Here is a 25,642-nt window from a genome sequence, read left to right on the forward strand (position 1 = left end):
GGGGCGACACCATGTTCGGGACAAGCAACAAAGCCAGCCTTCCTCTCACCGCAATCCTTTCCTTCTCGGTCGCCTTTGCCGGTCTGCCTCTGGCGGATATTCCGGCTTTTCTGCGCACGCCCGCAGCCTTTGCCGATGGCTCCGACAGCATCGTCACCATCGCTGGCCTTGGCACGAAGCGCACATTGAAGCTTGGCCTCAACAAGGCGCTCGTCGTCGATCTGCCGGCCGATGCGCATGATATCCTTGTTTCCGATCCCAAGATGGCGGATGCGGTGACGCGCACCTCGCGCCGCATCTACCTTTTCGGCAAGACCGTCGGCCAGACCAACATCTTCGTCTTCGGCGCCGACGGCAAGGAGATCGTCAGCCTCGATCTGCAGATCGAGCGCGACATTACCGGATTGCAGGCCAACCTCAAACGCTTCATCCCCGACTCCGACATCAATGTCGAGATCGTTTCCGACAATATCGTGATGACCGGTACGGTGCGTACGCCGCAGGATGCCACGCGCGCTGAGCAGCTCGCCATGGCCTTCCTCAAAGGCGGCGAGGCGACGACTCGAAACCAGACTGCCTCGGGCAGTGGCGACAACAATGCGGTCGCCATTTTCGCAGAAACACGGCAGACGTCGCAGATCGTCAATATGCTGCAGATCGAAGGCGAGGATCAGGTGACGCTAAAGGTGACCGTCGCCGAAATCAAACGCAGCGTGCTGAAGCAGATCGGCTTCGACAATCTCATCAAGAATTCATCCGGCCTGACGGTAGCCCAGCTTGGCAGTCCTGTCTCCGACGGCACTGCAGCAGCCGGCGGCGGCGGTCTGGCCAGCTTGTTCAAAACCGCCATCGGCAAATACGATATCAGCACCTATCTCAATGCCCTTGAGCAGGCTGGCGCCGTCCGTACGCTGGCTGAGCCGACGTTGACGGCGATCTCCGGCCAGGCGGCGACTTTCAATTCGGGCGGTCAGACGCTGTACGCCGTCACGAACAAGGATGGGACCGTCACGGTCACACCCTTCACCTATGGCATCAGTTTGGCTTTCACGCCTGTCGTGCTGTCTGCCGGAAGAATCGCCCTGCATGTGCAGACCCAGGTTTCCAATCCGGTTGGTACGGCCAACGCCGGCACGGCAACCTATAACCAGCGCGCCGCTGATACTTCGGTGGAGTTGCCGTCCGGCGGTTCGATCGCTTTGGCCGGTCTCTTGAGTGATACCATTCAGCAGACCACCAACGGCACGCCGGGCGCCTCGAAGATTCCAATCCTTGGCGCGCTGTTCCGTCAGAAAAGCTTTCAGCGCGACGAAACAGAGCTGGTCATCATCGCGACACCCTATCTGGTGCGGCCCGTGGCCCGCGGTCAGCTGGCTCGTCCCGACGATAATTTCTCGCCGAGCAACGATGTCAGCGGCTTCTTCATGAACCGTGTCAACAAGATCTACGGCCGCAGGGATGGGCCGCCGGTCGCCGACGCCGATTTCCACGGCACTGTCGGCTTCATCTACAAGTGAGGGATCAGGATGCGCGCCTTTTCGACCGGTTCAATCGCACATCAAACAACGGGTGGCCTTGCCCGTAACGCGCCTCGCTCGCTCCGTCCCAGCTTCTCGGCCCTGGCATTGATCGCGCCGGCCCTGATCGTCACAGTTGTCCTTGGCGGTTGTGCCGGCTCCCCGGACGGCATGAGTACAAGCGCTATCAAGGACGATTATCGCCAGCGCCACCCGATCGTGCTGACGGAGAAGGAACACGATATCGACATACCGGTGGCAACCAGTGACCGGCAATTGACCGTCGGCATGCGCGATACCGTCCGCGGCTTTGTGCAGGACTATCGCGCGCATTCAACCGGTACGGTCGAAATCCTGTCGCCGCGTGGGTCCATGAATTCGCAGGCTGCGTCAAGTTTGCGTCAACAGATTCGGAGAGAATTTGTCGCGAACGGCATTCGCTCCAATCGTATCGTCGAAAGCTATTATGGTGCCGGCGATATAGGTGACGCTGCTCCGATCCGCCTTCGCTTCACCGCTACGACCGCAGCCACCAACACCTGTGGTCAATGGCCTGACGATCTCGCCGACAATGCCATCGACAATCAGAATTACTACAATTTCGGCTGTGCGACGCAGCATAACCTGGCGGCGCAGGTCGCCAATCCAACGGATCTGATCGCACCGCGCGCGGTGTCGCCGATCGATACCGATCAGCGCAGCAAGATAATCGACAATTACCGCAACGGCTCGGTCCCGATCAGTACCGCTACCCTTGGCGGCTTCAGCGGAGCTAGCCAATGAGCAAGATGATTGTCCGCCGGCGGAACGGGATAACATCATGAACGCCATCGAATACGATATCGGCTCGACCGCCGCGGACGCCGAAGACGTCTCGCGCCCGGGCAATCTCGACAATCTGCGGCCGTTGCCGCGCATTTCGGTGCATGCCTTCTGCGAAAGCGAGCAGCTGCAGCGGGTGATGGACCAATGCGCCAATGATCGGCGCATGTCCAAGGTCAGCTTCCGGATCACCAGCGGCAGCGCCGCGGCAGCGGCAAACATGTTCGCTTCGGCGCCGACCCCCAATCTGATCATTCTCGAGACGCGCGCCAATGCGCGCAGTCTGCTGGCCGAGCTCGAGCCGCTCGCCGCGGTCTGCGATCCGAGCACCAAGGTCATCATCGTTGGCTACCACAACGACATCGGCCTCTACCGCGAGCTGATCCGCAACGGCATCTCGGAATATATCGTGCAACCCACCGATATGGTTGACTTGATGACGGCGATGGCGGCGATCTTCATCGATCCCGATGCTGAACCCCTCGGCCGCAGCATTGCCTTCATCGGTGCCAAGGGCGGGGTGGGCGCATCCACCATCGCGCATAATTGCGCCTTCGGCATCTCCAGCCTTTTCTCCACCGAAACCATCCTTGCCGATCTCGATCTGCCCTATGGCACGGCCAATATCGACTTCGATCAGGATCCGGCGCAGGGGATTGCCGAGGCCGTCTATGCACCGGAGCGCCTGGATGAGGTCTTTCTCGATCGGTTGCTGACGAAATGCTCTCAGCACCTGTCGCTGCTGGCTGCGCCCTCCATGCTGGATCGTTCCTATGATTTCGATGGTCAGGCCTTCCTGCCGGTGCTCGACGTTCTCCAGCGCAGCGCCCCGGTGGCGGTCCTCGACGTACCCCATCTCTGGACGGAATGGACGCGCTCGGTGCTTGCCGCCGTCGATGAGGTCGTCATTTGCGCGGCCCCGGATCTCGCCAATCTGCGCAACGCCAAGAACCTGATCGACGCTCTGCGCAAGCTGCGGCCCAACGACAAGGGACCGCACCTCATTCTCAATCAGGTAGGCATGCCGAAGCGCCCGGAAATCAACCCTTCGGAGTTCTGCGCTCCGCTAGAGGCGGATCCGATCGCCGTCATCCCCTTCGACATCAATCTGTTCGGCAATGCCGCCAATAGCGGCCGGATGATTTCGGAGACGGATCCCAAATCGCCGATCGCCGAGACCTTTTCGCAGATATCGCACATCGTCACGGGTCGCGTCGCTTTGAAGAAGGCGAGAAAGGGCGGTCTGCTTGGCCTCCTGAAACGGAAGTAGTCGTTTGATTTCGCATGAATTTCCCGAGGGCGAACCTTCGTGAAAGTCATGCTGCAGTAGAATTGGATCGAAAGCATGTTTGGCAAGCGCGGAAATGAAGGTCCTGCAAAAGGCGGCGGCACGATGCCTCCGCCGGCGCCGACACGTGCGCCGGCCGCAGCTGCGCCGGCGGCACCAGCCGTGCTGATAGAACCGTCGCGCGATTCTTCCCAGCAGCGCCAGCAGGTCGTCCCCCCGCCGATGCAGACGCCCAGCCGTCGCCGGCCGGCCCGCACCGAAGAATATTACGATACCAAGTCGCAGGTCTTCTCCGCCCTCATCGACACGATCGACCTCTCGCAGCTTTCCAAGCTCGGGCCGGAAGCGGCGCGCGAGGAAATCCGCGATATCGTCAACGACATCATCACGATCAAGAATTTCGCGATGTCGATTTCCGAGCAGGAGGAACTGCTCGAGGATATCTGCAACGACGTGCTCGGCTATGGTCCGCTGGAGCCGCTTTTGGCCCGCGACGACATCGCCGATATCATGGTCAACGGCGCCGGCCAGACGTTCATCGAAGTTGGCGGCAAGACCGTCGAATCGGAAATCCGCTTCCGCGACAATGCGCAGCTTCTTTCCATCTGCCAGCGCATCGTCAGCCAGGTCGGCCGCCGCGTCGATGAATCGAGCCCCATCTGCGATGCGCGCCTGCCCGACGGTTCGCGTGTCAACGTCATCGCACCGCCGCTCGCGATCGACGGGCCTGCGCTGACCATTCGTAAGTTCAAGAAGGACAAGCTGACGCTCGATCAGCTCGTCCGCTTCGGCGCCATCACGCCGGAAGGCGCAACGCTGCTGCAGATCATCGGCCGCGTGCGCTGCAACGTCGTCATTTCAGGCGGTACGGGCTCGGGCAAGACGACGCTGCTTAACTGCCTGACCAACTATATCGACCGCGACGAGCGCGTCATCACCTGCGAGGATACCGCCGAACTGCAGCTGCAGCAGCCGCATGTCGTGCGCCTCGAAACCCGCCCGCCGAACATTGAAGGCGAGGGTGAGATCACCATGCGCGATCTCGTCAAGAACTGCCTGCGCATGCGTCCCGAGCGCATCATCGTCGGCGAAGTGCGCGGACCCGAGGTCTTCGACCTGCTGCAGGCGATGAACACGGGTCACGACGGTTCCATGGGAACCATCCACGCCAACACGCCGCGCGAATGCCTGAGCCGTATCGAATCGATGATCGCCATGGGCGGCTTCAGCCTGCCGGCCAAGACCGTGCGCGAGATCGTCTCCACCTCCATCGACGTCATCATCCAGGCTGCGCGCCTGCGCGACGGTTCGCGCCGTATCACGCAGATCACCGAAGTCATCGGCATGGAAGGCGATGTCATCATCACGCAGGATCTGATGCGCTACGAGATCGAGGGCGAAGACGCAAACGGCCGCATCATCGGCCGGCACGTGTCCACCGGCATCGGCAAGCCGCATTTCTGGGATCGCGCCCGCTACTACAATGAGGAGCGGCGCCTGGCAGCCGCGCTCGACGAGATGGAACAGAAGGCGCAATAGGGCTAACGATGTTCGGTGTCGATCCAATGGTGCTGTTGATTGTCCTGCTGACGGCGGTGTCGGCTGCTGCCGTCTGCTACGGCATTCTCTATTCGCGGATCGAGGCCCAGAAGAAGGCCACAAGCCGCGTCAATCGGGTCAAGCAGGCCGAAACCGATCGTGTGAAGGTCAAGGCGGCCCGCGACCGCGTTCAGGAGATGTCCAAGCGGCGCAAGTCCGTCCAGGATTCGCTTAAGGATCTGGAGCGTCGCCAGTCCGAAAACACCAAGAAAAAGCAGTCACTGAAAGCGCGCCTGTCGCAGGCCGGTTTGTCGCTGACGCCATCGCGTTTCTACGTTTTCAGCGTGCTGTTCGGCCTGTTTGCGGTGCTGATCTTTTTCATTGTCGGCGCTCCGCCCCTGGTCATCCTTGGACTGTTCTTTGCCGTCGCTTTCGGTCTGCCGCGCTGGGTTCTCGGCTTCCTCATCAAGCGCCGGCAAAACAAATTTCTCGAAGAATTTCCGAACGCGCTCGATCTCATCACCCGTTCCCTCCGCTCGGGCCTGCCGCTCAACGATGCGGTGCGGCTGGTGGCCGCCGAGGCGCGCGATCCGGTCAAGTCGGAATTTCGCCGGGTGGTCGAAGCGCAGCAGGTCGGTCTGAGCATGTCGGATGCCTGCGCGCGCATGACAAACCAAATGCCGCTGCAGGAAGTGAATTTCTTCTCGATCGTCATCACCATTCAGGCCCAGGCCGGCGGCAATCTGTCGGAAGCCCTAGGCAACCTCTCGAAGGTGCTGCGCGACCGCAAGAAAATGAAGGCGAAGGTCAAGGCGCTGTCGATGGAGGCAAAGGCATCCGCCGTCATCATCGGCGCTCTGCCTTTCATCGTCATGCTGCTCGTCTATCTGACCTCGCCGCAATACATGATGATCCTGTTCACCGATCCGCGCGGCCATCTGATCTTGCTCGGAGCCGGTATCTGGATGTCCGTCGGAATCTTCATCATGCGCAACATGGTCAATTTCGAGATCTGAGCGGAAGGAGCCGCGTAGCCCATGTCCGATCTGGCCGCCAAACTGACCGATCCCGGCACCCTCCTCGCTGTCGTCGTTGCCATTGCCGTCTTTGCCACCTTCTATACGATCGCCATACCGCTGCTCGAGCGCGGCGATCTCAATAAGCGCATGAAGGCCGTATCGACGGAGCGCGAGCAGATCCGCGCACGCGAACGGGCTCGGCTTAGCGCCGATGGCGGCAAGGCATCACTGCGCAGCCATAACAATCGAAACGCCAGACAGATCGTCGAGCGCTTCAACCTGCGAAATGCGCTGGTTGATGCCAATACCATGAATCGCCTGCGGGCCGCTGGCCTGCGCTCCGAAAACGCGTTGAACATATTTCTGGTGGCGCGCTTCTTTCTGCCGTTCCTGTTCCTGGCGGCTGCGATCGTGCTGGTTTTCGTTCTCGGCTGGTTTGCCTCAAAACCATTGCCGATCCGTCTGCTCGGCGTCATCGGCACCGCCTATCTCGGTTTCTATGCGCCGAATATCTATGTTTCCAACCGGATGACCAAGCGCCAGAAGTCGATCAAGCGCGCCTGGCCGGATGCTCTCGACCTGATGCTGATCTGCGTGGAGTCGGGCATATCGATCGAAGCCGGCATGCATCGCGTGTCCGAGGAAATGGCCGAGCAATCTCCGCCGCTCGCCGAGGAAATGGTGCTGACCACGGCCGAGCTTTCCTTCCTGCAGGATCGCCGCACGGCCTTCGACAATCTTGCCGCCCGCACCCAGATCGAGCTCGTCAAATCGGTGACGCAGGCGCTCATTCAGGCCGAGCGCTATGGCACGCCGCTCTCGCAGGCGCTGCGCGTCATGGCGCAGGAAGGCCGCGACGAGCGCATGAACGAGGCAGAGAAGAAGGCGGCCGCTCTGCCGCCGAAGCTGACCGTGCCGATGATCATCTTCTTCCTGCCGGTCTTGATGGCCGTCATTCTCGGCCCGGCAATCCTCCAGGCCATGGACAAGTTCTGATCCGCCGGCTTGCTTCCGCGTGCGGGCATGGTTAGTCTTCGATCCGACGTTGTGGACGGCCGGAAGCGAAATCCCCGGCGCGCCCTGGAGGCTGCCATCCACCAGCGAATAGATGTCCAGCTATATCGGGAGGTGTCGCATGTCGTCCATGGCAGTGTTTCTTAGCGTTATCGCTGCAGTCTTCATCGGGGCCGTCAGTCCCGGTCCGAGCTTCGTGCTTGTCTCCCGAATTGCCGTTTCCCGCTCGCGAAAAGCGGGTCTTGCCGCCGCTCTCGGCATGGGGACGGGCAGCGTCATATTCGCGACCTTGGCCCTGTTCGGCTTGAGCGCCCTGCTGATGAAGGTCGAATGGCTGTATCTGGCGCTGAAGGTCGCAGGCGGTCTCTATCTGATCTATGTCGGCGTCCGCATCTGGCGCGGCGCGGCGGATGACCTTCCGATCGATTCACCTGCAACGCCGAAGGCATCGGGCGCAGCGCGCAATTTTCTCTTTGCGCTCGGGACCCAGCTCAGCAATCCGAAGACCGCCATCTTTTATGGCAGTATCTTTGCAGCCCTCCTGCCGGCGGCTCCTGCGCCCTGGCTGCTGGCCGCCGTTCCGCCGGCGGTCTTTCTGGTCGAGACCGGATGGTACACGGTGGTGACGATCGCCTTCTCGTCGAACCGCCCGCGCGCAATTTATCTCGGTGCCAAGCTCTGGATCGACCGCGTGGCCGGCGTCGTGATGGGCGCGCTCGGAGCGCGGCTGGTGGTCGAGGGCCTGCCACGTCATCTCTGGCGTTAGGGGTCGAGGTGGCCGAGCGTTTCTTCGGCCGTATTATTCGACGGTTTTCCTGGCGTCGCCGCTGGCCGCAAGCTTCTGCCAGGAATTCCGCTGCGCCAGCATGCCCCTGAGATAGGCGACATTGGCGTTGGCCTGCTGCGGCGTCAGCTCCTGGCGCGCGATCTGTTCCGCCTCGGCAAAACGGCCCTGCAGGCCGACGACCAGCGCCAGGTTCTGGCGCACGCGGCTATCGGAGCCCGGCTGCGAGACGGCCGAGCGAAGATAGTTTTCGGCGTTCTTGAGGTCTCCGGTTAGCACGTAGGACATGCCGAGATTGGAAAGAATTGTCGGCTCGTTGGGTGCCAGCACCAGCGCATCGCGATATTTGGCGCGCGCATCTGTGGAGCGTCCAAGCTGGTCGAGGATGGCACCTTGCGCGGAAACCAGGCGCCAGTCCGGCCGGTCCGGCAGCTGTGCGCGGTCGATGGTCGCCAGCGCTTCGTCGAGCTGGCCCGCCGCCGCCTGTGCCTTGCCATAGGCGGCCAACACACCGCGATCGGTCGGATTGGCGATTGCCACCTGCTGCATGACGGCGAGCGCCTGGTCGTTGCGGCCGCTCATGCGCAAGGCATTGGCGTAGTTCACGCCGGCATCACGATCCTTGGGATTGGCATCATAAGCCTTGCCATACGTCGCGGTCGCCTGAGCGAGTTCGGTACTGTTCATCGTGTCGAGAGATTTCGATGTCTTGGGGACCGAGCCCGTCGTCATCCTGTCCTGTCCGGTCGTTGAGCAGCTTGCGAGCGAAAGCGCCAGAAGTGCGGCGGAAGCTCCCCGCAAAAGAAAGGTTCTGAATGAAAACGCAGCTGAAACGGCGGGCATTTCGATTATCCCTGAATTCCTTAAATCTTGCGCGAGGCCTAGAATCGGAACAGGGAAAGGTTCGACGCAATGTTCGCTCCAGCAATAATCTGTTAACCCTAACAGACGGTTAACTCTCGATTCTCTGAAGTCTCCAATTCCCTGAAGTTATCGGTCAAAGGATAGTCATGGCCCCCTACCAATACATCGAGCGTGCGACGCCCTTCAATTCGAAGGGTGGTGCGACGCTGCCGATCTTTGCCGTCACCCCGGCACATATCGAGACCGGCACCATCGATCCCATCGCGCTCGATTGGGCCCGCAGGGCCGGCTACAAGGCGGAAAGCGGCTCGCTGCTGTTGATCCCGGCGGCCGACGGACATCTGGGCGGAGCCTTGTTCGGGCTCGGCTCCAATCCCTCCGAACAACCTTTCCTGACGGGAAGGCTTGCGCGCAGCCTGCCGGCAGGCGATTGGCATATCGAGACGGCGCCGCTGACGGCGAACCGGCTTTCGCTCGGCTTCGGTCTCGGCAGCTATCGTTTCGAGCGCTACAAGTCCGAGAAGGCGACGGCGCCGACGCTGATGATCCCGCGCGATGCCGATGCCGCCGATATCAAACGTCAGCTGGCCGGCGTGTTTCTGGCGCGCGATCTCATCAATACCCCGACTAACGACATGGGACCGGAGCAACTCGAAGCCGCTTTCCGGGCGCTCGCCGAACACTACAAAGCTGATATGTCCGTCATCATCGGCGATGACCTCCTGAAGGAGAATTTCCCGCTCGTGCATACTGTGGGACGCGCCAGCGCCGATGCGCCGCGCCTGCTGGAACTGCGCTGGGGCAAGAAGGGGCATCGCCGTATCACGCTGGTTGGTAAGGGCGTCTGCTTCGACACCGGCGGCCTCGATATCAAGCCGGCATCCTCGATGCTGCTGATGAAGAAGGACATGGGCGGTGCCGCGAACGTCATGGGCCTGGCGCTGATGATCATGGACGCGAAGCTCAAGGTCGATCTGCGCGTCATCATTCCCGTCGTCGAGAACTCGATTTCCTCCAACGCCTTCCGCCCTGGCGACATCTATACGAGCCGCAAGGGCCTCACCGTGCAGATCGACAATACCGATGCCGAGGGACGGCTGATCCTGGCCGATGCGCTTGCCTATGCCGATGAGGACGCGCCGGACCTGATGATCGACATGGCGACGCTGACGGGTGCTGCCCGCGTCGCGCTCGGCCCCGACCTGCCGCCCTTCTTCACCGACGACGACGACCTTGCCCGCGATCTGACCGAAGCGAGCCTGGAGACGGACGATCCGCTGTGGCGCATGCCGCTCTACATGGGCTACGACAAGGATATCCGTACGAAATTCGCCGATATCACCAATGCTCCATCAGGCGGCATGGCAGGCTCCATCACGGCCGCCCTGTTCCTCAAGCGGTTTGTCACGAAGACGCCGAGCTGGGTCCATTTCGATATCTACGGCTGGGCGCAGAGCGAACGACCGCATTCGCCCGGCGGTGGCGAGGCGCAGGCGATCCGGGCGCTGTATCATCACATAAGGCAGAGTGTGCGGTAGGTTGTTGTTGCAGGTAGGCGAGCTTCTCTATCTATCGCCCACCTGGCACCCCTCTGTCCCTGTCGGGACATCTCCCCCACAAGGGCAGGGGTATCGCATATGAGCGGAGATCGCCGCCGTCCTTCTTCTCCCCAAGGGGAGGAGCTCATGGTGCCCGTCCGCCTCCATATGCGATAGCCCTGCCCACAAGGGGGGAGATCGGTAACTCGTTGCATCCTTCTGCCTCAAGGCAACATCGTAGCCGCAGAAAGTTCAGCTATTGTTTCATCGGTAATGGCCACAAACTCCAAACGATCTCCCCCTTGTGGGGGAGATGTCACGAAGCGACAGAGGGGGATGCATTCTCAGCGAACTCTGTGGTCACTGCTCCGAAGACTAACCAGTTAAAACTCCCTTGAAACCGCCATGATCTTGGCCGAAACTGGAACGGCAGCGTAACGAATCCCGGGATTTGCCCTTGCCGCTTGAACTCACCGCCTCGCAGGCTCTCGGCCTCTGGCATGGCGTGACGCTCGCTCAGGTGCGCCGCGATGATCATGATCTGACCTTGCGGCAGATGGCGATCCTGCTTCAGATCTATCTCGTGCCGCCGCCGCATACCGTGCGTGGTCTTGCCGCGACACTCGGCGTCACCAAGCCGGTCATCACCCGGGCGCTTGACACCATGGGCGTCATGGGATTGGTCGACCGCGTGCGCGACGAGCGTGATCGCCGCAACGTCATCATCAAACGGACGGTCACCGGCGCGCTCTATCTGGAAAAACTCGGCGATCTCGTCATCGAGCACGGCCGCAAACTATAACCTCAGGAAATTTCGTCATGACGCTCGACCGCCGCCTCAATGCCTTCAGGGCCGATCTCGCCGAGGCTTCTCTGAGAGGTAAAGTCGAGGCCGAGCGCTTCGTCGAGGGGATTAGCGCACGCGTTGCCGTCCCGGTCATTGCGCTGCGGTCGAAGCCGGATCTCGCCTCGGGCATCGATACCGAGCTCTTGATGGGCGAGGAGGTCACGGTTTTCGAACGCCGCGATGGCTGGTGCTGGGTGAAGGCGCTCTCCGATGGCTATGTCGGCTACCTTCCGGAAACGGCGATCAAGGAAGGCGCGGCCGCGCCAACCCATGTCGTCATTCCACAGCGCACTTTCCTCTATCCCGAGCCGGAGCTGCGCAAGCCGCATACGGCAATCCTCTCCATGGGCAGTCTCGTGCATGTGACCGGCACGGCAGAGGCGCGGGGCAATCGCTATGTCGTCCTGGAGGATGGCACCGCCATCTTCGCCAAGCATGTCCAGCCGATCGGCGACAACCGGGGCGGCGATTTTGTCGACGTCGCCTTGCGCTTTATAGAAACGCCCTATCTCTGGGGCGGCCGCTCGGGTCTCGGCATCGATTGCTCGGGCCTCGTGCAGCTGGCGCTGTCGATGACAGGCCGCGCGGCACCGCGCGATACCGACATGCAGGCGGCCGGCCTCGGCCAGCCGATCACTCGCGACGAACTGAAGCGCGGCGATTTCGTTTTCTGGAAAGGGCATGTGGCCATCATGGAAGATCCGGAAACCATCGTTCATGCCAACGGCCATACCATGACTGTCGCCCGGGAGAATTTTGCTGCCGCCGTCGAACGCATCGGCTGGCTCTACGAGCGGCCGACCGGCTATCGCCGTTTCGTCGACTGACGGCGCACCGCAACCCTATAGCCGCAGCGCCGCCTGCATTCTTATGGCGTACGCGGGCGCGCGATCCAGATCCCGGCGACAATGACGATGCCGCCGAGGGCCTGTATCAGCGTGACGTTTTCGCCGAACAGAAACCAGGCGAAAAGCGCGGCTGCGATCGATTCCAGGAAAATGACGAGTGAGGAGAAAACGGTCGGCAGCCGCCCGAGCGCCACGGAAAGCAGGCCTTGTCCACCGGCATGGCTGATGAGGCCAAGCGCCAGAAGCACGCACCATCCCGAAATCGACTGCGGCACTATCCGCGGCTCGAAGAAGAAGGCGACGAGGAACAGGATCGCCGAGGTTATGACGCTGAGTTCGAAGGTGACGCGTGCCGCATTCGTCCTTGGTCGCGCTGCACCGACTGCCAGGAAATAGAGACCGAAGAAGGCGCCGGTGATGATGGCGAGCGCGTCTCCGACAGCGCGGCTCGGATTGAATGCAAGGCTTTGCGCCACCAGCGCCGTGCCACCGGCAAGGCAGACGAGAAGCCCGATCAGCGTGGTGCGATCGACCCTCTGCCGCAGGAGAAGCCAGCCGAAGATAACGACCCAGAGCGGTGCCATGGTCGCAAAGAATGTGGCATTGGCGATCGTCGTCCGCATGATGGCGAGGTGCCAGAAGAACAGGTCACCCGTAAAGGCGATACCGGCGAGAATGGTCGGCAGCGTAAAGTTGGCACGAGGGGCCGTAACCTCCGAAGCCTCCGCATATCGCATCCAGATCCACAGGATAGGCAGAGCCAGGAAGACGCGCCAGAACGCGCTGGCGAAAGGCCCGACATCGGCGAGACGCACGAGGCTTGGGGAGATGCTCATGGCCAATGCCGCAAGGAGCATCGCCACGACCCCGAAAAGAAACTCTTTCGAGCCGTCGGACCCTGCCTTGCCGGCAGCCGGGCGGTTTGCATTCGTCCGCTCGCCAAGGTCTGCTGCGCGCATATCGTATTCAGTGTCCGGTTGTGACATTCTCGTGCCTTTGCAAGTCAAGTGATGTGTGGCGCAAAGCTAGTACATGCTGAAAGAGTATTTGGCTCCATTTTGACGGTTTCCATGCAATTTTGTTTCCTCTTTGCGGTAAGGATGTTTTGAAATGCGCAAATCCGCCGATCTCGATGAATTCGATCTGGCAATTCTCGATCTTCTTCAGAAGGACAGCACCGTTCCGCAACGCAAGATCGGTGAATTGGTCAATCTCTCCGCGCCCGCCGTGCAGCGGCGCATCAAGCGCTTGCAGGAGAGCGGCGTTATTCAGGCGAATATCGCCGTCATCGATCCGGCAGCGATGGGCTTGCCGATCACCATCATCGTCGAGGTCCATATCGCAAACGAGCGTTACGACCTCATCAATGCGATAAAGCGCAGCTTCCTGGAGGCGCCGGAAGTTCAACAATGCTATCAGGTCACCGGTGAAGCGGATTTCGTGCTTGTCGTCGTCGTGGCCAGCATGTCCGACTATGAGGCGCTGACGCGGCGTCTGTTCTACGACAATCCGAATGTCACGAAATTCAAATCGCTCGTTGCCATGGATCGGGTGAAGATCGGCCTTTCCTTGCCATTGAGGAGGGATTAAAGCGTGACACCGAAAAGTGTAGGCGGTTTTCGGACGACATCACGCTCTAATTCTTTGATTCTATGGCGGCTTCAGATTTGAGGTCGACTCGACCTAAAATCATCCGGCTCTACCCGGCTGTCCGCATGGCACTCCTCATCCCGGTCGCTTCGGCCAGTTGGTTACGCCGCCGCTCCAATCCTCGAAGGCTTTGGAGAGGCGAAGCACCAGCATGTCGGCGAAACGCGGGCCGACGATCTGCAGGCCGATGGGCATGCCGGAGCGGGAGAAGCCGCAATTGATCGACGAGGCCGGCTGCTCCGACATGTTCCATGGAACCGTGAAGGCGATGTGTTCGAAGGGCAGCGCGGGATCGTTTGTGGGCGAGGCCCATTCGGCTGGATAGGAGACGATCGGATTGGTCGGCGAAAGCACGGCGTCGACTTCGGTGAAGAGCCTGCCGCAGCTCTTGCGCATCTCGATCGTCTGGTTGAAGCCGCGAACGGCATCGACGCCGCTGACATCGGCGCCGCCCTTTGCCCAGCTATGGATATAGGGCAGGATCGAGTTGCGGCGTTCCTCGCTCAACCCCATGATGTCGCCCCAGAAACGCGCCCGCCAGAAAACATCGAGTCCATCGAGCATCTGACGGGTCAGCACCGGTGCAACGTCGATGATGATCGCGCCCGCTTCCTCGAAGCGTCTGGCGGCGGCAAGGACCGCGTCGCGTACCTCGTCCTCTACGGCCAGGCCGCATCCAGCATCCAGCATCAGGCCGATCTTCATTCCGCTGACGTCGACGCCGAGATCCATCCAATCGATCTCGTTCGGCGGCAGGCTGGTGCCGTCGCGCCAATCCGGACGCGACAGCGTCGCCATCGAGAAGGCGGCATCCTCGACCGTGCGGGTCATAGGCCCGGCGCATCGCCCGACATAATAGGGATCGACGGGAATGCGGCCATGGCTCGGCTTGAAGCCGAAAATGCCTGTCCAACCCGCGGGAAGCCGCACCGAGCCACCGATGTCGGTGCCGATATGCAGCGGCCCGTAGCCGGCTGCTGCGGCAGCGGCCGCGCCGGCGCTGGAGCCGCCCGGATTTTGGCTGGGATTCCACGGATTGCGGCTGAGCTTGTGAAAGCTGGAGAGGCCGGAGGAAAGCATGCCGTAATCGGGGCAGGTGGTCTTTGCGAAGATCACCGCGCCGTCCTCGCGCAGCCGGGCGGCGATCGGCGCGTCCTCGGCGGCAGGAACAAGCTTGACGGCAGCCGTGCCGAGCGGCACGGGCTGGCCCTTGGTGGCGATCAGTTCTTTCAGCGTCACCGGAATGCCGTCCAGCGTCCCAATCGGCGCGCCCTTTGCCCAGCGCTCCGTGGAGGCGGCCGCCTGCCTGCGTGCATCGTCAGGATCATAGGCATAGAGAGCAGCGATTGTCGGCTCCCACGCCTCGATATGTTCTTCAAGCGCCAGCCAGTATTCGCTGGGGGACAGGCTCTTGTCGGCAAATTTGCGCCGGAGGTCTTGGATGGAAAGATCGGTCGGTTCGGTCATGATCTATACTCTTCGTGTCTCAATCAGCGCGTCGCCTCGCGGGGGTCGAGGAGATCGCGCAGCCCGTCGCCGAGCAGGTTGAAGCCGAGAACGGTGAGCGCGATGGCAAGACCCGGCAGTAGGGCCAGCCAGGGCGCGACGTGGAAATAGGTCTGTGCGTCGGCCAGCATGCGGCCCCAGGTCGGCGCCGGTGGCGGCACGCTCAAGCCCAGGAAGGCAAGCCCGGCTTCGGTCAGGATCGCAAGACCGAGCTGGATCGTCGCCTGGACGATGATGCTGCCCATGATGTTCGGGAGGACATGGCGCAGCGTGATGGCAAGCTGCGTATTGCCGATGGCGCGCGCCGCCAGCACATAGTCCCGGCTCCAGGCCTGCAGGGCCGAGCCGAGCGCGACGCGGGCAAAGACAGGCACCATGAAGACCGCGATGGCGATAATGGCCGTGGAGCGACCTGTCCCGAGAAATGCCCCGAGGATCATGGCCGAAAGGATCGGCGGCAGGGCAAAGATCACGTCGCAGGCGCGCATGATCAGCGCCTCGAACAGGCCGCGTTGCGCGGCCGCCGAAACACCGATGATCGTTCCGATCGTCCCGCCGATCGCGACGGCCGATACGGAGATGGATAGCGAATTCCAGCAGCCGGCCATCAGCATCGACAGGACATCGTGGCCGAGCTGATCGGTGCCGAGAAGGCCGAAGCCGAAGGGCGGCTGCAGCTTATGGGTGATCTGCATCTTCGCCGGCGGCACCGGCGTCCAGAACAGCGAGACGATGGCGATGCAGACAAGCGCGAGGATGATTGGCGCGCCAACCATGAGATTAGTCCGCCGCAGTGCCCGAAAACGGCGGCGGGAGAGCTGAGGGGCTGGTCTGGCCTGGACCGTTGTCATCGCGCACCTCCCGCCCGCAGTCGGGGATCGATGGCAAGATAGGAAAGATCCACCAGGAAATTCACGACGATGACGAGCCCAGCAAAGAACAGCACGACATCCTGCAGCACGATGATATCGCGCTGGCTGAGCGCCTGATAGGCGAGGCGGCCGAGGCCGGGCAGGGTGAAGACATTTTCGATCAGCACGGCGCCGGCAACCAGAAAGGTGAATTGCAGTCCGAGAATGGTCAGCACCGGCACCAGCGCATTCGGCACCACATGCCCCCAGAGCACGCGGCTGCGCGACAGGCCTTTGGCGGTCGCGGTGCGGGCAAAATCCTCATGCAGCGTGTCGAGCACGGCCGAGCGCGCGACCCTTGTCAGCACCGCCGCTTGCGGCAGGGCCAAGGCGATGGCGGGCAGCACGAGCGATTTCAGGGCTGGCCACGCGCCGCTACTCCAGCCGGGAAAGCCGCCGGCCGGCATCCAGCCGAGCGAAGTGGCAAACAAAAGCACCAGCAGCAGGCCGATCCAGAAGCCTGGCACGGCAATGCCGATCTGCGAAAACAGCGTTGCGACGATATCGAAGACGCCGCCGCGTTTGGCGGCAGCTGCGACGCCAAGCGGGATGGCGACGAGGACGGAGAGCAGGATGGCAAGGGCGGCGAGCGGTAGGGTGATGGCAAGCCGCTCGGCAATCAGGCCGGCAACCGGTACGCCATATGTATAGGATCTGCCGAGATCGCCCGTCAGCGCACCGGCAAGCCACTGCCCGTAGCGGATGATCAGCGGCTGGTCGAGGCCCATCTCATGCCGAAGCGCCGCAAGCGTTTCCGGTGTGGCGGAGGTGCCGAGCGTGATGGCGGCGGGGTCGCCCGGCAGCAGCGCCATGACGGCAAAGACCAGCAGCGAGATCGCGATCAGCGTCAGGATCAGTCCGAAAATCCGGCGGGTGAGCAATAAGATCATAGCATGTCCGTGGCCGATCAAGCCGGCATCGAAATGATTTGCGGCGGGCGAAGCAATCCGCCCATCCGCGCCTGCAGGCAAAAGAGCTCAATCTTCCCAGGAAACGTTGGTCAGCACGTTGGACGGGATCGGTTCGTTCTCCCAGAGACCCTTCAGCGTCTTGTCCCAGACGCCGAGCTTCGGCATGACGAACAGGAAGAGCGCCGGCACATCCTCGGCAAGAATGCTCTGCGCCTCGCCATAGAGCTTGTTCTGCTCGGCGGGATCGGTGGTGAGCTGAAGCTTCTTCATCAGCTCGTTGAAGACGGGATTCTTGTAGTTGAAGTAATAGGGATCGCGCGAATAGATATCGATATCGAGCGGCTCGGCATGCGCGACGATGGTCATGTCGTAGTTGCGGCCGCTGAAGACGTCCTGCACCCATTTGGCCGGGAATTCCGTCGGCTCGATATTCATCGTCACGCCGATATCGGCAAACATGGCCTGCATCACCTGCGCGCTGCGCGGCGCATAGGCCATTTGCGGCGTCTTGATCGTGAAGGTAAAGCCGTTTGGGTAGCCGGCTTCTGCAAGCAGCGCCTTGGCTTTGGCAGTATCGTAGGGCAGCGTGCCGGTCAGGTCCTTGTAGCCGGGATCGTTCGGCGTGTAGTGGCTGCCGATCGCGGTGCCTAAGCCGGACCATGCGCCTTCGATGATCGTCTTGCGGTCGAGCGCCATCATCAGTGCCTGGCGCACGCGCTTGTCGTCGAACGGCTTGCGCGTGTTGTTCATGCCGGCCACGACCTTCAGCTCGGTATTGCCGATCTTGGTCGTCAGCCTGGCATCGCCCTCGAAGGAACTCATAAGCTCCGGCGCGGCGAATTCCGGAAAGGCATCGACATCGCCGGCCTTGAGTGCGGCGGCCTCCGCCTGCGGGTCGGCGATGAAGCGGAAGGTTGCCTTCTCAAGCTTCACGTCGACAGACTTGTTCCAGTAGTCCGGGTTCTTGACGAGGTCGACATGGTCGCCCTTCGTCCAGGAGGAGAATTTGAACGGACCGGTGCCGACAGGTGATGTCTTGTCGTTGGCCGTGGATTTCGGCCCGACCATGACGGAGCTCGGCCAGCCGAGCCAATAGAGCAGGCTGCCGGTCGGCGAGGACAGATGCAGCACCAGCGTTTCCGCATCCGGCGTGTCGATCGAGGCGATAGTTGCAAAGAAGCGCTTCTGCGGATTGACGGATTGGGCGCCGCGGGCGCGATCGAGCGTGAACTTGGCCGCGGTCGAATCGAAGACCTGGCCGTCATGGAATTTCACGCCGGTCTGCAGCTTGAACGTATAGGTGAGGCCATCGGGCGAAATCTCCCAGCTCTTGGCGAGCTGCGGCACAATCTTGCCGTTTTGGTCGATGGCAACCAGCCCTTCGAAGATATTCTGCCAGGTGACCTGACCGATCGCGACAGGCGCGGCGATCGTCGGATCGAGCCCTGTCGGCTCGACGCTCATGCCGAGATTGAGTGTCGTCTTCGCAGCCTCGGCCTGTGTCAGGCCCATCATCAGCAGGCCGGTAGAAAGTGCCGCGCCAAAGGCAAGCCGGCGCGCGACGACGCCCAGGCTCGGGCGTGAAAACTTGGTCATGTCGGTTCCCTTGCTTTTTGCCCGCATGTCCGGCTTCCCTCCGGCCTGCGGTCTTTTTCAGGATAGTGTCATCTCATAGGCGCACACACAATTCCGAAAATGTGTGCTCGGTGTAGCCGAAACCGCTACACCGATTTATCTTCTACAGTGTTGGGTTCAATCCTGCCTCCCCTTGGCGGAAAGTTGCTGGCGCATGAAGCGTTCGATGAAATCGAGCAATTTGCCGGCCGCAAACGAGAGCTGGCGATCGGGCGCGACACAGAGATCGACCGGCGTCCGCACCCCTTTGCCACCCGCAACGGGCCGTGCGACGAGCTGCCCCGCCTCGATCTCTCTTTGAACGGTGAGTGCCGGCAGCATGGTAATCGCCGCGCCGCGCAGCACCAGCTCCTTCTGCATTTCCAGCGAGCCTGTCTCAAAAACGGGATCGAGCCTCAGCCCCTCACGTTCGAACAGCGCGTCGAAGGCCTGCCTTGCGCCGAAGGAGCGATCGGGGACGGCAAGCGCGTGTGACGCGATTTCGTCTAGTGTGATCTCGCTGGCGGCAGCAAGCGGATGGGAGGAAGCGGCGATCACCTCATAGGTCAGTTCGGAACGCAGGCGCACCTTTGTGCCGGAAAGCGGCGGGGCAAACAGCGTCACCGCAATATCGGCCTCGGCATTGTTGACGGCTTCGATGGCGCCGCGAGCACTTGTGATGGTCACGTCGAATCGCAGCCGCGGATAGCGCAGGCTGAACTCGGCCAGCGCCGGAGCAAGGATGTTGGCGACGGACGCGCCGTTGGCATAGATGCTGACGGTTCCGCGCTGCAGGCCTTTCAGGTCTTCGATCAACTGGTGAACATGGTCGAGCTCGCGCAGCGTCCGGCCGGCGCGTTCCGCCAGCAATTCGCCGGCAGCCGTCAATTTGATGCCGCGGGCACTGCGCTCGACCAGCTGCGTGCCGAAATGATATTCGAGGTTCTCGATCTGGCGGCTGATGGCCGTCGGCGCCACGTTCAGGTTTTCGGCTGCCTGGCGCATCGAGTTGGTGCGCACCAGCTCGTCGAAATAGATCAGCGCGCGGATCTGCATGCGCGGATCTCCGGTTAAACGGCGGACTTGGCGAAACGATCCCGCCACGCCGCTTGCCCACCTTCGACCGGCAGCGCCGTCGCCTCATAGACGCCGCGGGCGATGGCGCGCGTCATGACAATCGTGGCGAGGTGGCAGAGCTCCATGAAACCAGGCATATCGTCGCGCGCATGCCTGCCGGTGGAAGCGGCAAATACGGTATCGCCGTCGAGCGGCAGATGCGTCGGCAAGAGCGCACGTGCAAAGCCGTCGTGAGCGCAGATGGAGAGGCGATGCGCCTCCGCCTTGGTCAGCTGGGCGTCGGTGATGACGGCACCGATGGTCGTGGCGGTAATGTTGGTGCCCTTTAAACGCAGGCGCGAATCGACCGCTTGCGGCATCCCAAGGCCGCCAAATTCGCCATTTTCCTCAAAGGAAGCCGCCCAGAAATGTGGGCCGTCGCCGATGGTGGCGGAACCGAGTGCATTGACGGCGACGATGGCGGCGACCGTGTATCCCCTGCTGCTGACGGCGCTTGCCGAGCCGAGCCCGCCCTTGACCGTTGCCGTCGTGGCGCCCGTTCCCGCGCCGACGGTACCGAGCGCGAAGGAGCCCTTGCTCGCGGCCTTGAAGGCAGCATAGCCGAGATCGCGATAGGGCGAGTGCAGCCCCCAATCCTTGTTGCCGCCGTTGATGAGATCGAACAGGATTGCCTGCGGCACGATAGGCACCAGCGCATCGCCGACCTTCAGGCCGCGGCCGATTTCCCTCAAGCCCGCCTGCACGCCACCGGCAGCATCGAGCCCGAAAGCCGAGCCACCCGAAAGGACGAGCCCATCCACGGCGCCCACCGTCATCGCGGGATCCAGCAATGCCATGTCCCGCCCGCCCGGCGCGCCGCCGAGGACGGTGGAGGATGCGACCGCCGGCTCATCGAAGATGATGGCGGTGACACCGGAACCGAGCACAAGATCGGTGGCGTGACCGACGGCGACGCCTTCGACATCGGTCAGAAGATTGAGATGATCGGCCAATGAAAAATCCTTCGCCATTCAACGCGCGAGGTCGTCATGGCGATAGGATCGTAAAGAGAGGGAAAAGACAAGATAGGCGGTTAAGGTTGGTTCGAAAGCCGAGACGGCATTCGTTCATCAACCGCGGTGAAAAAGATTAGCCCTCACCCTGAACTTGTCGAAGGGCGAGGGCGGGTGATGGGGATGAGAAAAATTGAAAGCGAGCCGATCCATCAAACATGGATCGGCTTGGCCTGTTGGCGGGAGAGGAGATCGCGGATCGCAAGCTTCACTTCGTCCGCGTTTCTGAAATGCTGCTCGTCCAGATCATGGACATGGTATTTGACAGCGATGAACTTGAGCCGATCCTGGTCGGGAACGACGATACCGACGGGAACGCCGGCGTATTCGATAACTTGCTTCTTCATAAATAGACTCCCACTGCGCTTACGGCGCAGATATGGCGAATTGACTGTTTGATTCCGGTAGGGAGGACGAACGTCACATTCGACAGCGCGGGCGGGAGAGTGCGCCCGAGCGGTCATTGCCAAGCACGGACCGCCGAAGGATCGAAGCGATGACTTTGGTATTCAGCATGTCACTTCCTCAGTTGGCGTTGTACTTGCTGGAGCTCCGACAACGGAGCGCCACGGTGCGGTGAACTATTATCTAGTATATTAGTAGATAATAGCGATTTCATCTTCAGAAACATATTCCGAAAGATGTCAAAATATCGACGATCGGGAAAATAAAATTCCGAGCCTGGCGGGTTGCGGAGAAGGTTGTGTTAAATGCCTTCGCATTGCTACCCGTGCGGCACGGCTCGCCGATCACCGACAGACAGATAGGAACTGGCGCGAGATTCGACAATGCCCCCGCGGCATTAATATGCGCGCGCCGCTAAAACACCTCAATGGTTAACGGCGCTCGAGAGCCCATCAAAAACCGTCTTCGAGCGCCGTCTCCAGGGCTTTCACGAAGAAATCGGCGCTTTCCGGCGCGAGGCAGAGCGGCGGTTTGATCTTCAACACATTCAGGTGATCGCCGGTCGGCTGCATGATGATCCCAAGGTCGAGCAGGCGTTCGCAGATTGCAGTCGTCTCTTCCGTAGCCGGCGCAAGCGTCTCCCGGTCGCGGACGAATTCCACGCCGAGATAAAGTCCCGTGCCATGGACGGCGCCGATCAGCGGGAAGCGATCCATCAAAGCGATCAGCCCTGCCTTCAGCCGGTCGCCGACGACGCGGGCATTTTCCTGCAGCTTCTCGTCCTTGAGGACATCGAGAACGGTCAGGCCGACGACGCAACTGACCGGACTGCCGCCGGCGGAGGAGAAGAAATAGCCTTCCTTTTCCAGCGAATCGGCAATCTCGCGACGGGTGATGACGGCGCCGAGTGGGTGGCCGTTGCCCATGCCCTTGGCGATGGTGATGATATCGGGCACGACGCCTTGCGTTTCGAAGCCCCAGAAGTGCTCGCCGAGCCGCCCGTAGCCAACCTGCACTTCATCGGCGATGCAAAGGCCACCGCGCTGCCGGACGGCATCGTAGACGCCAGCAAGATAGCCATGCGGCAATGCGATACCGCCGGCATTGCCATAGACCGGTTCCGCAATGAAGCCGGCGAGGCCATCGCCCTTGTCGTCGATGGCTTTCAGTTTCGCTTCGACGTCGTCGAGGTAACCTCCAGCAGAATCGGGGCCGCGGAATGGTCCGCGATAGGTATTGGGCGACAGGACGGGATGCACCCAGTCCGGTCGCGTCGTCAGCGCCTGTGGATTATCGGCAATCGAGGTGGATACGGCGTCGCTGGCGACAGTCCAGCCGTGATAGGCCTCCAGCAGGCAGAGCATGTTCCTCCTGCCCGTGTGCGCCCAGGCAAGGCGGATCGCGAGATCGTTTGCTTCCGAGCCGCTATTGACGAGGAAGATGCTCTCCAGTCCCTCAGGCGCCAGTGTCGCCAGCCGCTCGGAAAATTCCGCGACGGCGGCATAATGGAAACGGGAGTTGGTATTGAGCCGCGACCACTGCTGCGCGATCGCCGCCGTCAACCGAGGATGAGCATGGCCGAGTGTCGTCACATTGTTGACCATGTCGAGGTAGCAGCGTCCCTGCGTGTCGAACAGGAATTCGCGCCAGCCGCGCTCGATCTGCGGCGGCAGCTCGTAATAGTGCTTCTGCGGCTTGGCGAAGCGCGCATTGCGCAATGACAGCAGCGTGGATGCATCTGGTCTCGGCGCTTCGCAGGCGGCGTTGAGAAGAGCGACGGGCGAGGGGCAGATAGCCGACCAGCCGTCTACCTGATCCGCGGCCGCAAAGAGCGGCGGCATAAGATTGGCCACGCGGCAAAGCTGCACGCGCAATCCTCCGATCGCCGAACCCTCGCTGCCGATCGTGCCGACTGTCGCGCCCTGTTCGATGGCAGCTCCATCCTCGAGAGCGCTCTCGACGCCGTCCAGATGAAGGCTTATCTCTTCGCCGGCGAGCACGAGGTGCTGCCCCTGCCGTTGCAGAAGGCCGGAGAAGGGAGCCGCAACCGTGGCGCCGGCCGGCAGGCAGATATCGCAATGCAGGGCGAAATTCTGCGGCGGCGCCATGTTGAGCGGAGCGGCGAGGGACAGGCGGAATTCGCCGTAGCGGGTTGCCGCCGCGCCTGATGTCATCGCCGTCTGGGCGAGCAGCCGCCAATCCATGTCGGGCTTTTGCCAGTTGCCGTCGGCGAAATCCGGGCCGGTGACGGAAAGATCGATTGCGGCGATCTGCGAGGAATCGATATCGGGCAGCAGCGGCGACCAGCTTTCCATGGCGATCGGAGCGATGTCGAAGCCGATTGCCCGCAGGATTGCGGCCTCCATCACATCCGGTTGCGCGCCGGTCGCCACATCGAAGATCTCGCGCTCGAAATCGAGATTGCCGCGCACATAGTCATTGTCCGGGTCGATCGCGAGCTGCTGTTCGGTACTGGCGGTCAGAATGACGGCGCGCGCGACGATCAACGGCCACAGCGCCTTGGCCTCGACCTCTTCCAGCGGATAGATGGCATGATAGGCCTTGATGGCGGGAAGGATACGGAAGGGATTGCCTTCCGCATGATGCAGCAGCGATGCGCAGGTAACGGCAAGATCGCCCACCAGCCAACCCTGAATGATGTCGCCGAAATCGATGACGCCATCGGGCACCAGCTGCCCACGTGCGTCGGGATGGCTGACGACATTGTCGTCGGTGACGTCATGATGCACGGGCTGTATGCGTAGATCGCCTGCAAGCGGCTGGATGCGTTTGACGGCGGCCACCATCGCCTTGGCGATGCGGTCGCGCGCTTCATGGTCCGTGATGGCCGACAGGAGCTGAACCGCCACGGGTCCCGCGCGGCGCAGATCCCACTGCAGGCTTCGGTGAAGGCCGGGATGATCGAAATCGGCGAGATTGCGGGCAAGCCGGGCCGACAGCGCGCCGAGCCCGGCGGCTGAAGCCGGCGGCAGATGCTTGCGCCGTGTCAGCGTCTGGCCGGGGAGAAAGCCGAGCAGCCGGACGAGGTAATCCTGCTCCCGCAAGGTGATGGTCAGGATGTCGCGGCCGTTCAGCGCCGGCACGATCTCGGGCACGCGCGGAGAATCCGGTTTGGCATGCAGGTGGCGGATAGCGGCATTCTGTGCCTCGAATTCGACCAGCTCATATTCGGCCCGGCAAATCTTCAGCACATAGGCATTCTCGCCGGCATCGATGCGGTAGTTGCGATCCTGCTGGCTGCCGAGCTCCGTCAGTGCCCCGCTCAAGCCGTAATGCGCATACAGTATCTCCGCTGCTTCCTCCGGCGTCACGTCCGGTCTTGGCAGTTGCATACGATTCACAAGCGCGGCGTCGGCCATGGCATCCCCCCGGAAGGTTCATTTGCATCGACACTAAACCATTCCATCCTAAAGAAAATTACCCAAAACAGATAGGGTGGTCGCGCAATGAGCGGAAAGATAGGCCGCCGCATGCAGCCGGCGAGGCATGATCGCCTACTCGACCTCGATGGAATAGCTGCAACCGGCGAGCGTCTTGCCCGGATGAGCCTCATCGGTCGAGACATTCAATGAGATACGGGTGTGAAGTACGGTGTCGGAATTTTCCTGCTGGTCCTTGCGCGACAGGATTTCCTTTTTACCGAGGAACTTGTTTGGCCGGTCGACCGCAGCCGTTACGCCAAGCTGTTTCGCCAGGGAATGCGGGTCGGCTTCGTCGAGCACGGCGAGCGGCCCGGTAGAGGCGAAGGCAACTCTGTTCGTCTGCCGTCCGAAAACCGTCAAGGGTGCTGAAAGCTGGAATTCCCGCAGAAAGGGATTGTCTGACGACAGTTCGCTGATACCGAACAGCTTCATGGCCTTGGCGCTTTCCGGCCCGGTCAGCCACATGGCGAATTCGTTGTAGCTCGGCACGTCATAGGTCGTGCATTCGATCAGCTTGGCGAAATCGATCTTGGAGGGGTCCTGCGCTTCGGTCACGCCACGAGATGCCGGAGCCCACAGGAGGAACGCCGCCAGCAGCAGCGTTCCATTGCGATAGAATGACATATCCCCTCCTTGATCTCCGAGACGATTCGATACCGGGTGATATCAAATCGCGTGTGGGAGCGAAAAGGGAAAGAAGCCCGCCGAAAGCGCGCTCGCGCCTCACCCCATGCGCTCGGAGGCATAGGAGCCCGGGCTTGCCGGGAAGACGACGGTGCGGTTGCCGTTCAAGAAGGTGCGATAGTGGATATGCGCATGGATGGCGCGGGCCAGTACCTGGCTCTCCACGTCGCGGCCGATCGAGACATAATCCTCAGCCGACTGCGCATGCGTGATGCGAGCCGTGTCCTGCTCGATGATCGGACCCTCGTCGAGATCGGCCGTCACATAATGCGCCGTCGCCCCGATCAGCTTCACGCCGCGCTCATAGGC

The 25,642-nt window shown here is 61.6% G+C and carries 23 protein-coding genes; 11 read left to right on the forward strand and 12 right to left on the reverse strand.

Annotated elements, in window-relative coordinates; translation table 11 throughout:
* Positions 1-11 precede the first annotated feature (11 nt).
* The 7 genes from DQ393_RS11335 (at position 12) to DQ393_RS11365 (ending at position 7,965) form a co-directional block, all read left to right on the forward strand.
* Positions 12-1,517 (forward strand): type II and III secretion system protein family protein, encoded by a 1,506-nt coding sequence (locus tag DQ393_RS11335; protein ID WP_112341876.1) that lies wholly within the window; start codon positions 12-14, stop codon positions 1,515-1,517.
* Positions 1,518-1,526: 9 nt separating this feature from the next.
* Complete coding sequence (locus tag DQ393_RS11340) at positions 1,527-2,300, forward strand: CpaD family pilus assembly protein (RefSeq protein WP_112341877.1); 774 nt, start codon at positions 1,527-1,529, stop codon at positions 2,298-2,300.
* Between the two features lie 37 nt (positions 2,301-2,337).
* Positions 2,338-3,609: an AAA family ATPase gene (locus DQ393_RS11345; RefSeq protein ID WP_112341878.1), complete on the forward strand. Its 1,272-nt coding sequence runs from the start codon at positions 2,338-2,340 to the stop codon at positions 3,607-3,609.
* 75 nt (positions 3,610-3,684) lie between these two features.
* Positions 3,685-5,166 (forward strand): CpaF family protein, encoded by a 1,482-nt coding sequence (locus DQ393_RS11350; protein WP_112341879.1) that lies wholly within the window; start codon positions 3,685-3,687, stop codon positions 5,164-5,166.
* 8 nt (positions 5,167-5,174) lie between these two features.
* The gene (locus DQ393_RS11355) at positions 5,175-6,182 is read left to right on the forward strand and encodes a type II secretion system F family protein (RefSeq protein WP_112341880.1); all 1,008 of its coding nucleotides are present in this window, start codon (positions 5,175-5,177) and stop codon (positions 6,180-6,182) included.
* Positions 6,183-6,203: 21 nt separating this feature from the next.
* Positions 6,204-7,181: a type II secretion system F family protein gene (locus DQ393_RS11360; RefSeq protein WP_112341881.1), complete on the forward strand. Its 978-nt coding sequence runs from the start codon at positions 6,204-6,206 to the stop codon at positions 7,179-7,181.
* Positions 7,182-7,320: 139 nt separating this feature from the next.
* Positions 7,321-7,965 carry a LysE family translocator gene (locus DQ393_RS11365; RefSeq protein ID WP_112341882.1) on the forward strand — a complete coding sequence of 215 codons (645 nt, stop codon included), beginning with the start codon at positions 7,321-7,323 and terminating at the stop codon, positions 7,963-7,965.
* Between the two features lie 33 nt (positions 7,966-7,998).
* Here DQ393_RS11365 and DQ393_RS11370 read toward each other — a convergent pair whose 3' ends face one another.
* On the reverse strand, positions 7,999-8,826 hold the full coding sequence (locus DQ393_RS11370; RefSeq protein ID WP_112341883.1) for a tetratricopeptide repeat protein: 828 nt from the start codon (positions 8,824-8,826) through the stop codon (positions 7,999-8,001).
* 167 nt (positions 8,827-8,993) lie between these two features.
* Here DQ393_RS11370 and DQ393_RS11375 point away from each other — a divergent pair, with 167 nt between their 5' ends.
* From DQ393_RS11375 to DQ393_RS11385, 3 genes are all read left to right on the forward strand, one after another.
* A complete protein-coding gene (locus DQ393_RS11375; protein WP_112341884.1) occupies positions 8,994-10,385 on the forward strand; it encodes a leucyl aminopeptidase family protein in 1,392 nt (463 codons plus the stop codon).
* Between the two features lie 457 nt (positions 10,386-10,842).
* Complete coding sequence (locus tag DQ393_RS11380; protein WP_112341885.1) at positions 10,843-11,187, forward strand: MarR family transcriptional regulator; 345 nt, start codon at positions 10,843-10,845, stop codon at positions 11,185-11,187.
* Positions 11,188-11,204: 17 nt separating this feature from the next.
* Positions 11,205-12,059: an NlpC/P60 family protein gene (locus DQ393_RS11385; protein WP_112341886.1), complete on the forward strand. Its 855-nt coding sequence runs from the start codon at positions 11,205-11,207 to the stop codon at positions 12,057-12,059.
* Between the two features lie 41 nt (positions 12,060-12,100).
* Here the strand turns inward: DQ393_RS11385 and DQ393_RS11390 are convergent, their stop codons facing one another.
* Positions 12,101-13,039, reverse strand: a complete 939-nt coding sequence (locus DQ393_RS11390; RefSeq protein WP_245430312.1) for a DMT family transporter — start codon at positions 13,037-13,039, stop codon at positions 12,101-12,103.
* A gap of 151 nt (positions 13,040-13,190) precedes the next feature.
* Between DQ393_RS11390 and DQ393_RS11395 the strand changes: the two genes are divergently transcribed.
* Positions 13,191-13,670, forward strand: a complete 480-nt coding sequence (locus DQ393_RS11395) for an Lrp/AsnC family transcriptional regulator (RefSeq protein ID WP_112341888.1) — start codon at positions 13,191-13,193, stop codon at positions 13,668-13,670.
* Positions 13,671-13,805: 135 nt separating this feature from the next.
* Here DQ393_RS11395 and DQ393_RS11400 read toward each other — a convergent pair whose 3' ends face one another.
* The 10 genes from DQ393_RS11400 to DQ393_RS11445 all read right to left on the reverse strand — a co-directional run.
* Positions 13,806-15,197, reverse strand: coding sequence for an amidase (locus DQ393_RS11400; RefSeq protein ID WP_112341889.1), 1,392 nt, complete (start codon positions 15,195-15,197; stop codon positions 13,806-13,808).
* A gap of 23 nt (positions 15,198-15,220) precedes the next feature.
* A complete protein-coding gene (locus tag DQ393_RS11405; RefSeq protein WP_112341890.1) occupies positions 15,221-16,087 on the reverse strand; it encodes an ABC transporter permease in 867 nt (288 codons plus the stop codon).
* On the reverse strand, positions 16,084-17,037 hold the full coding sequence (locus DQ393_RS11410; RefSeq protein ID WP_112341899.1) for an ABC transporter permease: 954 nt from the start codon (positions 17,035-17,037) through the stop codon (positions 16,084-16,086). Before DQ393_RS11410 ends, DQ393_RS11405 begins: the two co-directional genes overlap by 4 nt.
* Positions 17,038-17,124: 87 nt before the next feature.
* On the reverse strand, positions 17,125-18,654 hold the full coding sequence (locus tag DQ393_RS11415; protein WP_112341900.1) for an ABC transporter substrate-binding protein: 1,530 nt from the start codon (positions 18,652-18,654) through the stop codon (positions 17,125-17,127).
* 156 nt (positions 18,655-18,810) lie between these two features.
* The gene (locus tag DQ393_RS11420) at positions 18,811-19,728 is read right to left on the reverse strand and encodes a LysR family transcriptional regulator (protein ID WP_112341891.1); all 918 of its coding nucleotides are present in this window, start codon (positions 19,726-19,728) and stop codon (positions 18,811-18,813) included.
* A 14-nt stretch (positions 19,729-19,742) separates the two neighbouring features.
* Positions 19,743-20,741, reverse strand: a complete 999-nt coding sequence (locus tag DQ393_RS11425; RefSeq protein WP_112341901.1) for a P1 family peptidase — start codon at positions 20,739-20,741, stop codon at positions 19,743-19,745.
* Positions 20,742-20,953: 212 nt separating this feature from the next.
* Positions 20,954-21,148: a hypothetical protein gene (locus DQ393_RS11430; protein WP_015338438.1), complete on the reverse strand. Its 195-nt coding sequence runs from the start codon at positions 21,146-21,148 to the stop codon at positions 20,954-20,956.
* 510 nt (positions 21,149-21,658) lie between these two features.
* Positions 21,659-24,586 carry an aminotransferase gene (locus DQ393_RS11435; RefSeq protein WP_112341892.1) on the reverse strand — a complete coding sequence of 976 codons (2,928 nt, stop codon included), beginning with the start codon at positions 24,584-24,586 and terminating at the stop codon, positions 21,659-21,661.
* 135 nt (positions 24,587-24,721) lie between these two features.
* Positions 24,722-25,273 carry a hypothetical protein gene (locus DQ393_RS11440; RefSeq protein WP_112341893.1) on the reverse strand — a complete coding sequence of 184 codons (552 nt, stop codon included), beginning with the start codon at positions 25,271-25,273 and terminating at the stop codon, positions 24,722-24,724.
* A 99-nt stretch (positions 25,274-25,372) separates the two neighbouring features.
* Positions 25,373-25,642 (reverse strand): formyltransferase family protein (locus DQ393_RS11445; protein WP_281023996.1); only part of this gene is annotated, 270 nt, incomplete at its 5' end.

This window comes from Martinezella tropici (genome assembly GCF_003287875.1).
Taxonomy (GTDB): domain Bacteria; phylum Pseudomonadota; class Alphaproteobacteria; order Rhizobiales; family Rhizobiaceae; genus Rhizobium; species Rhizobium tropici_C.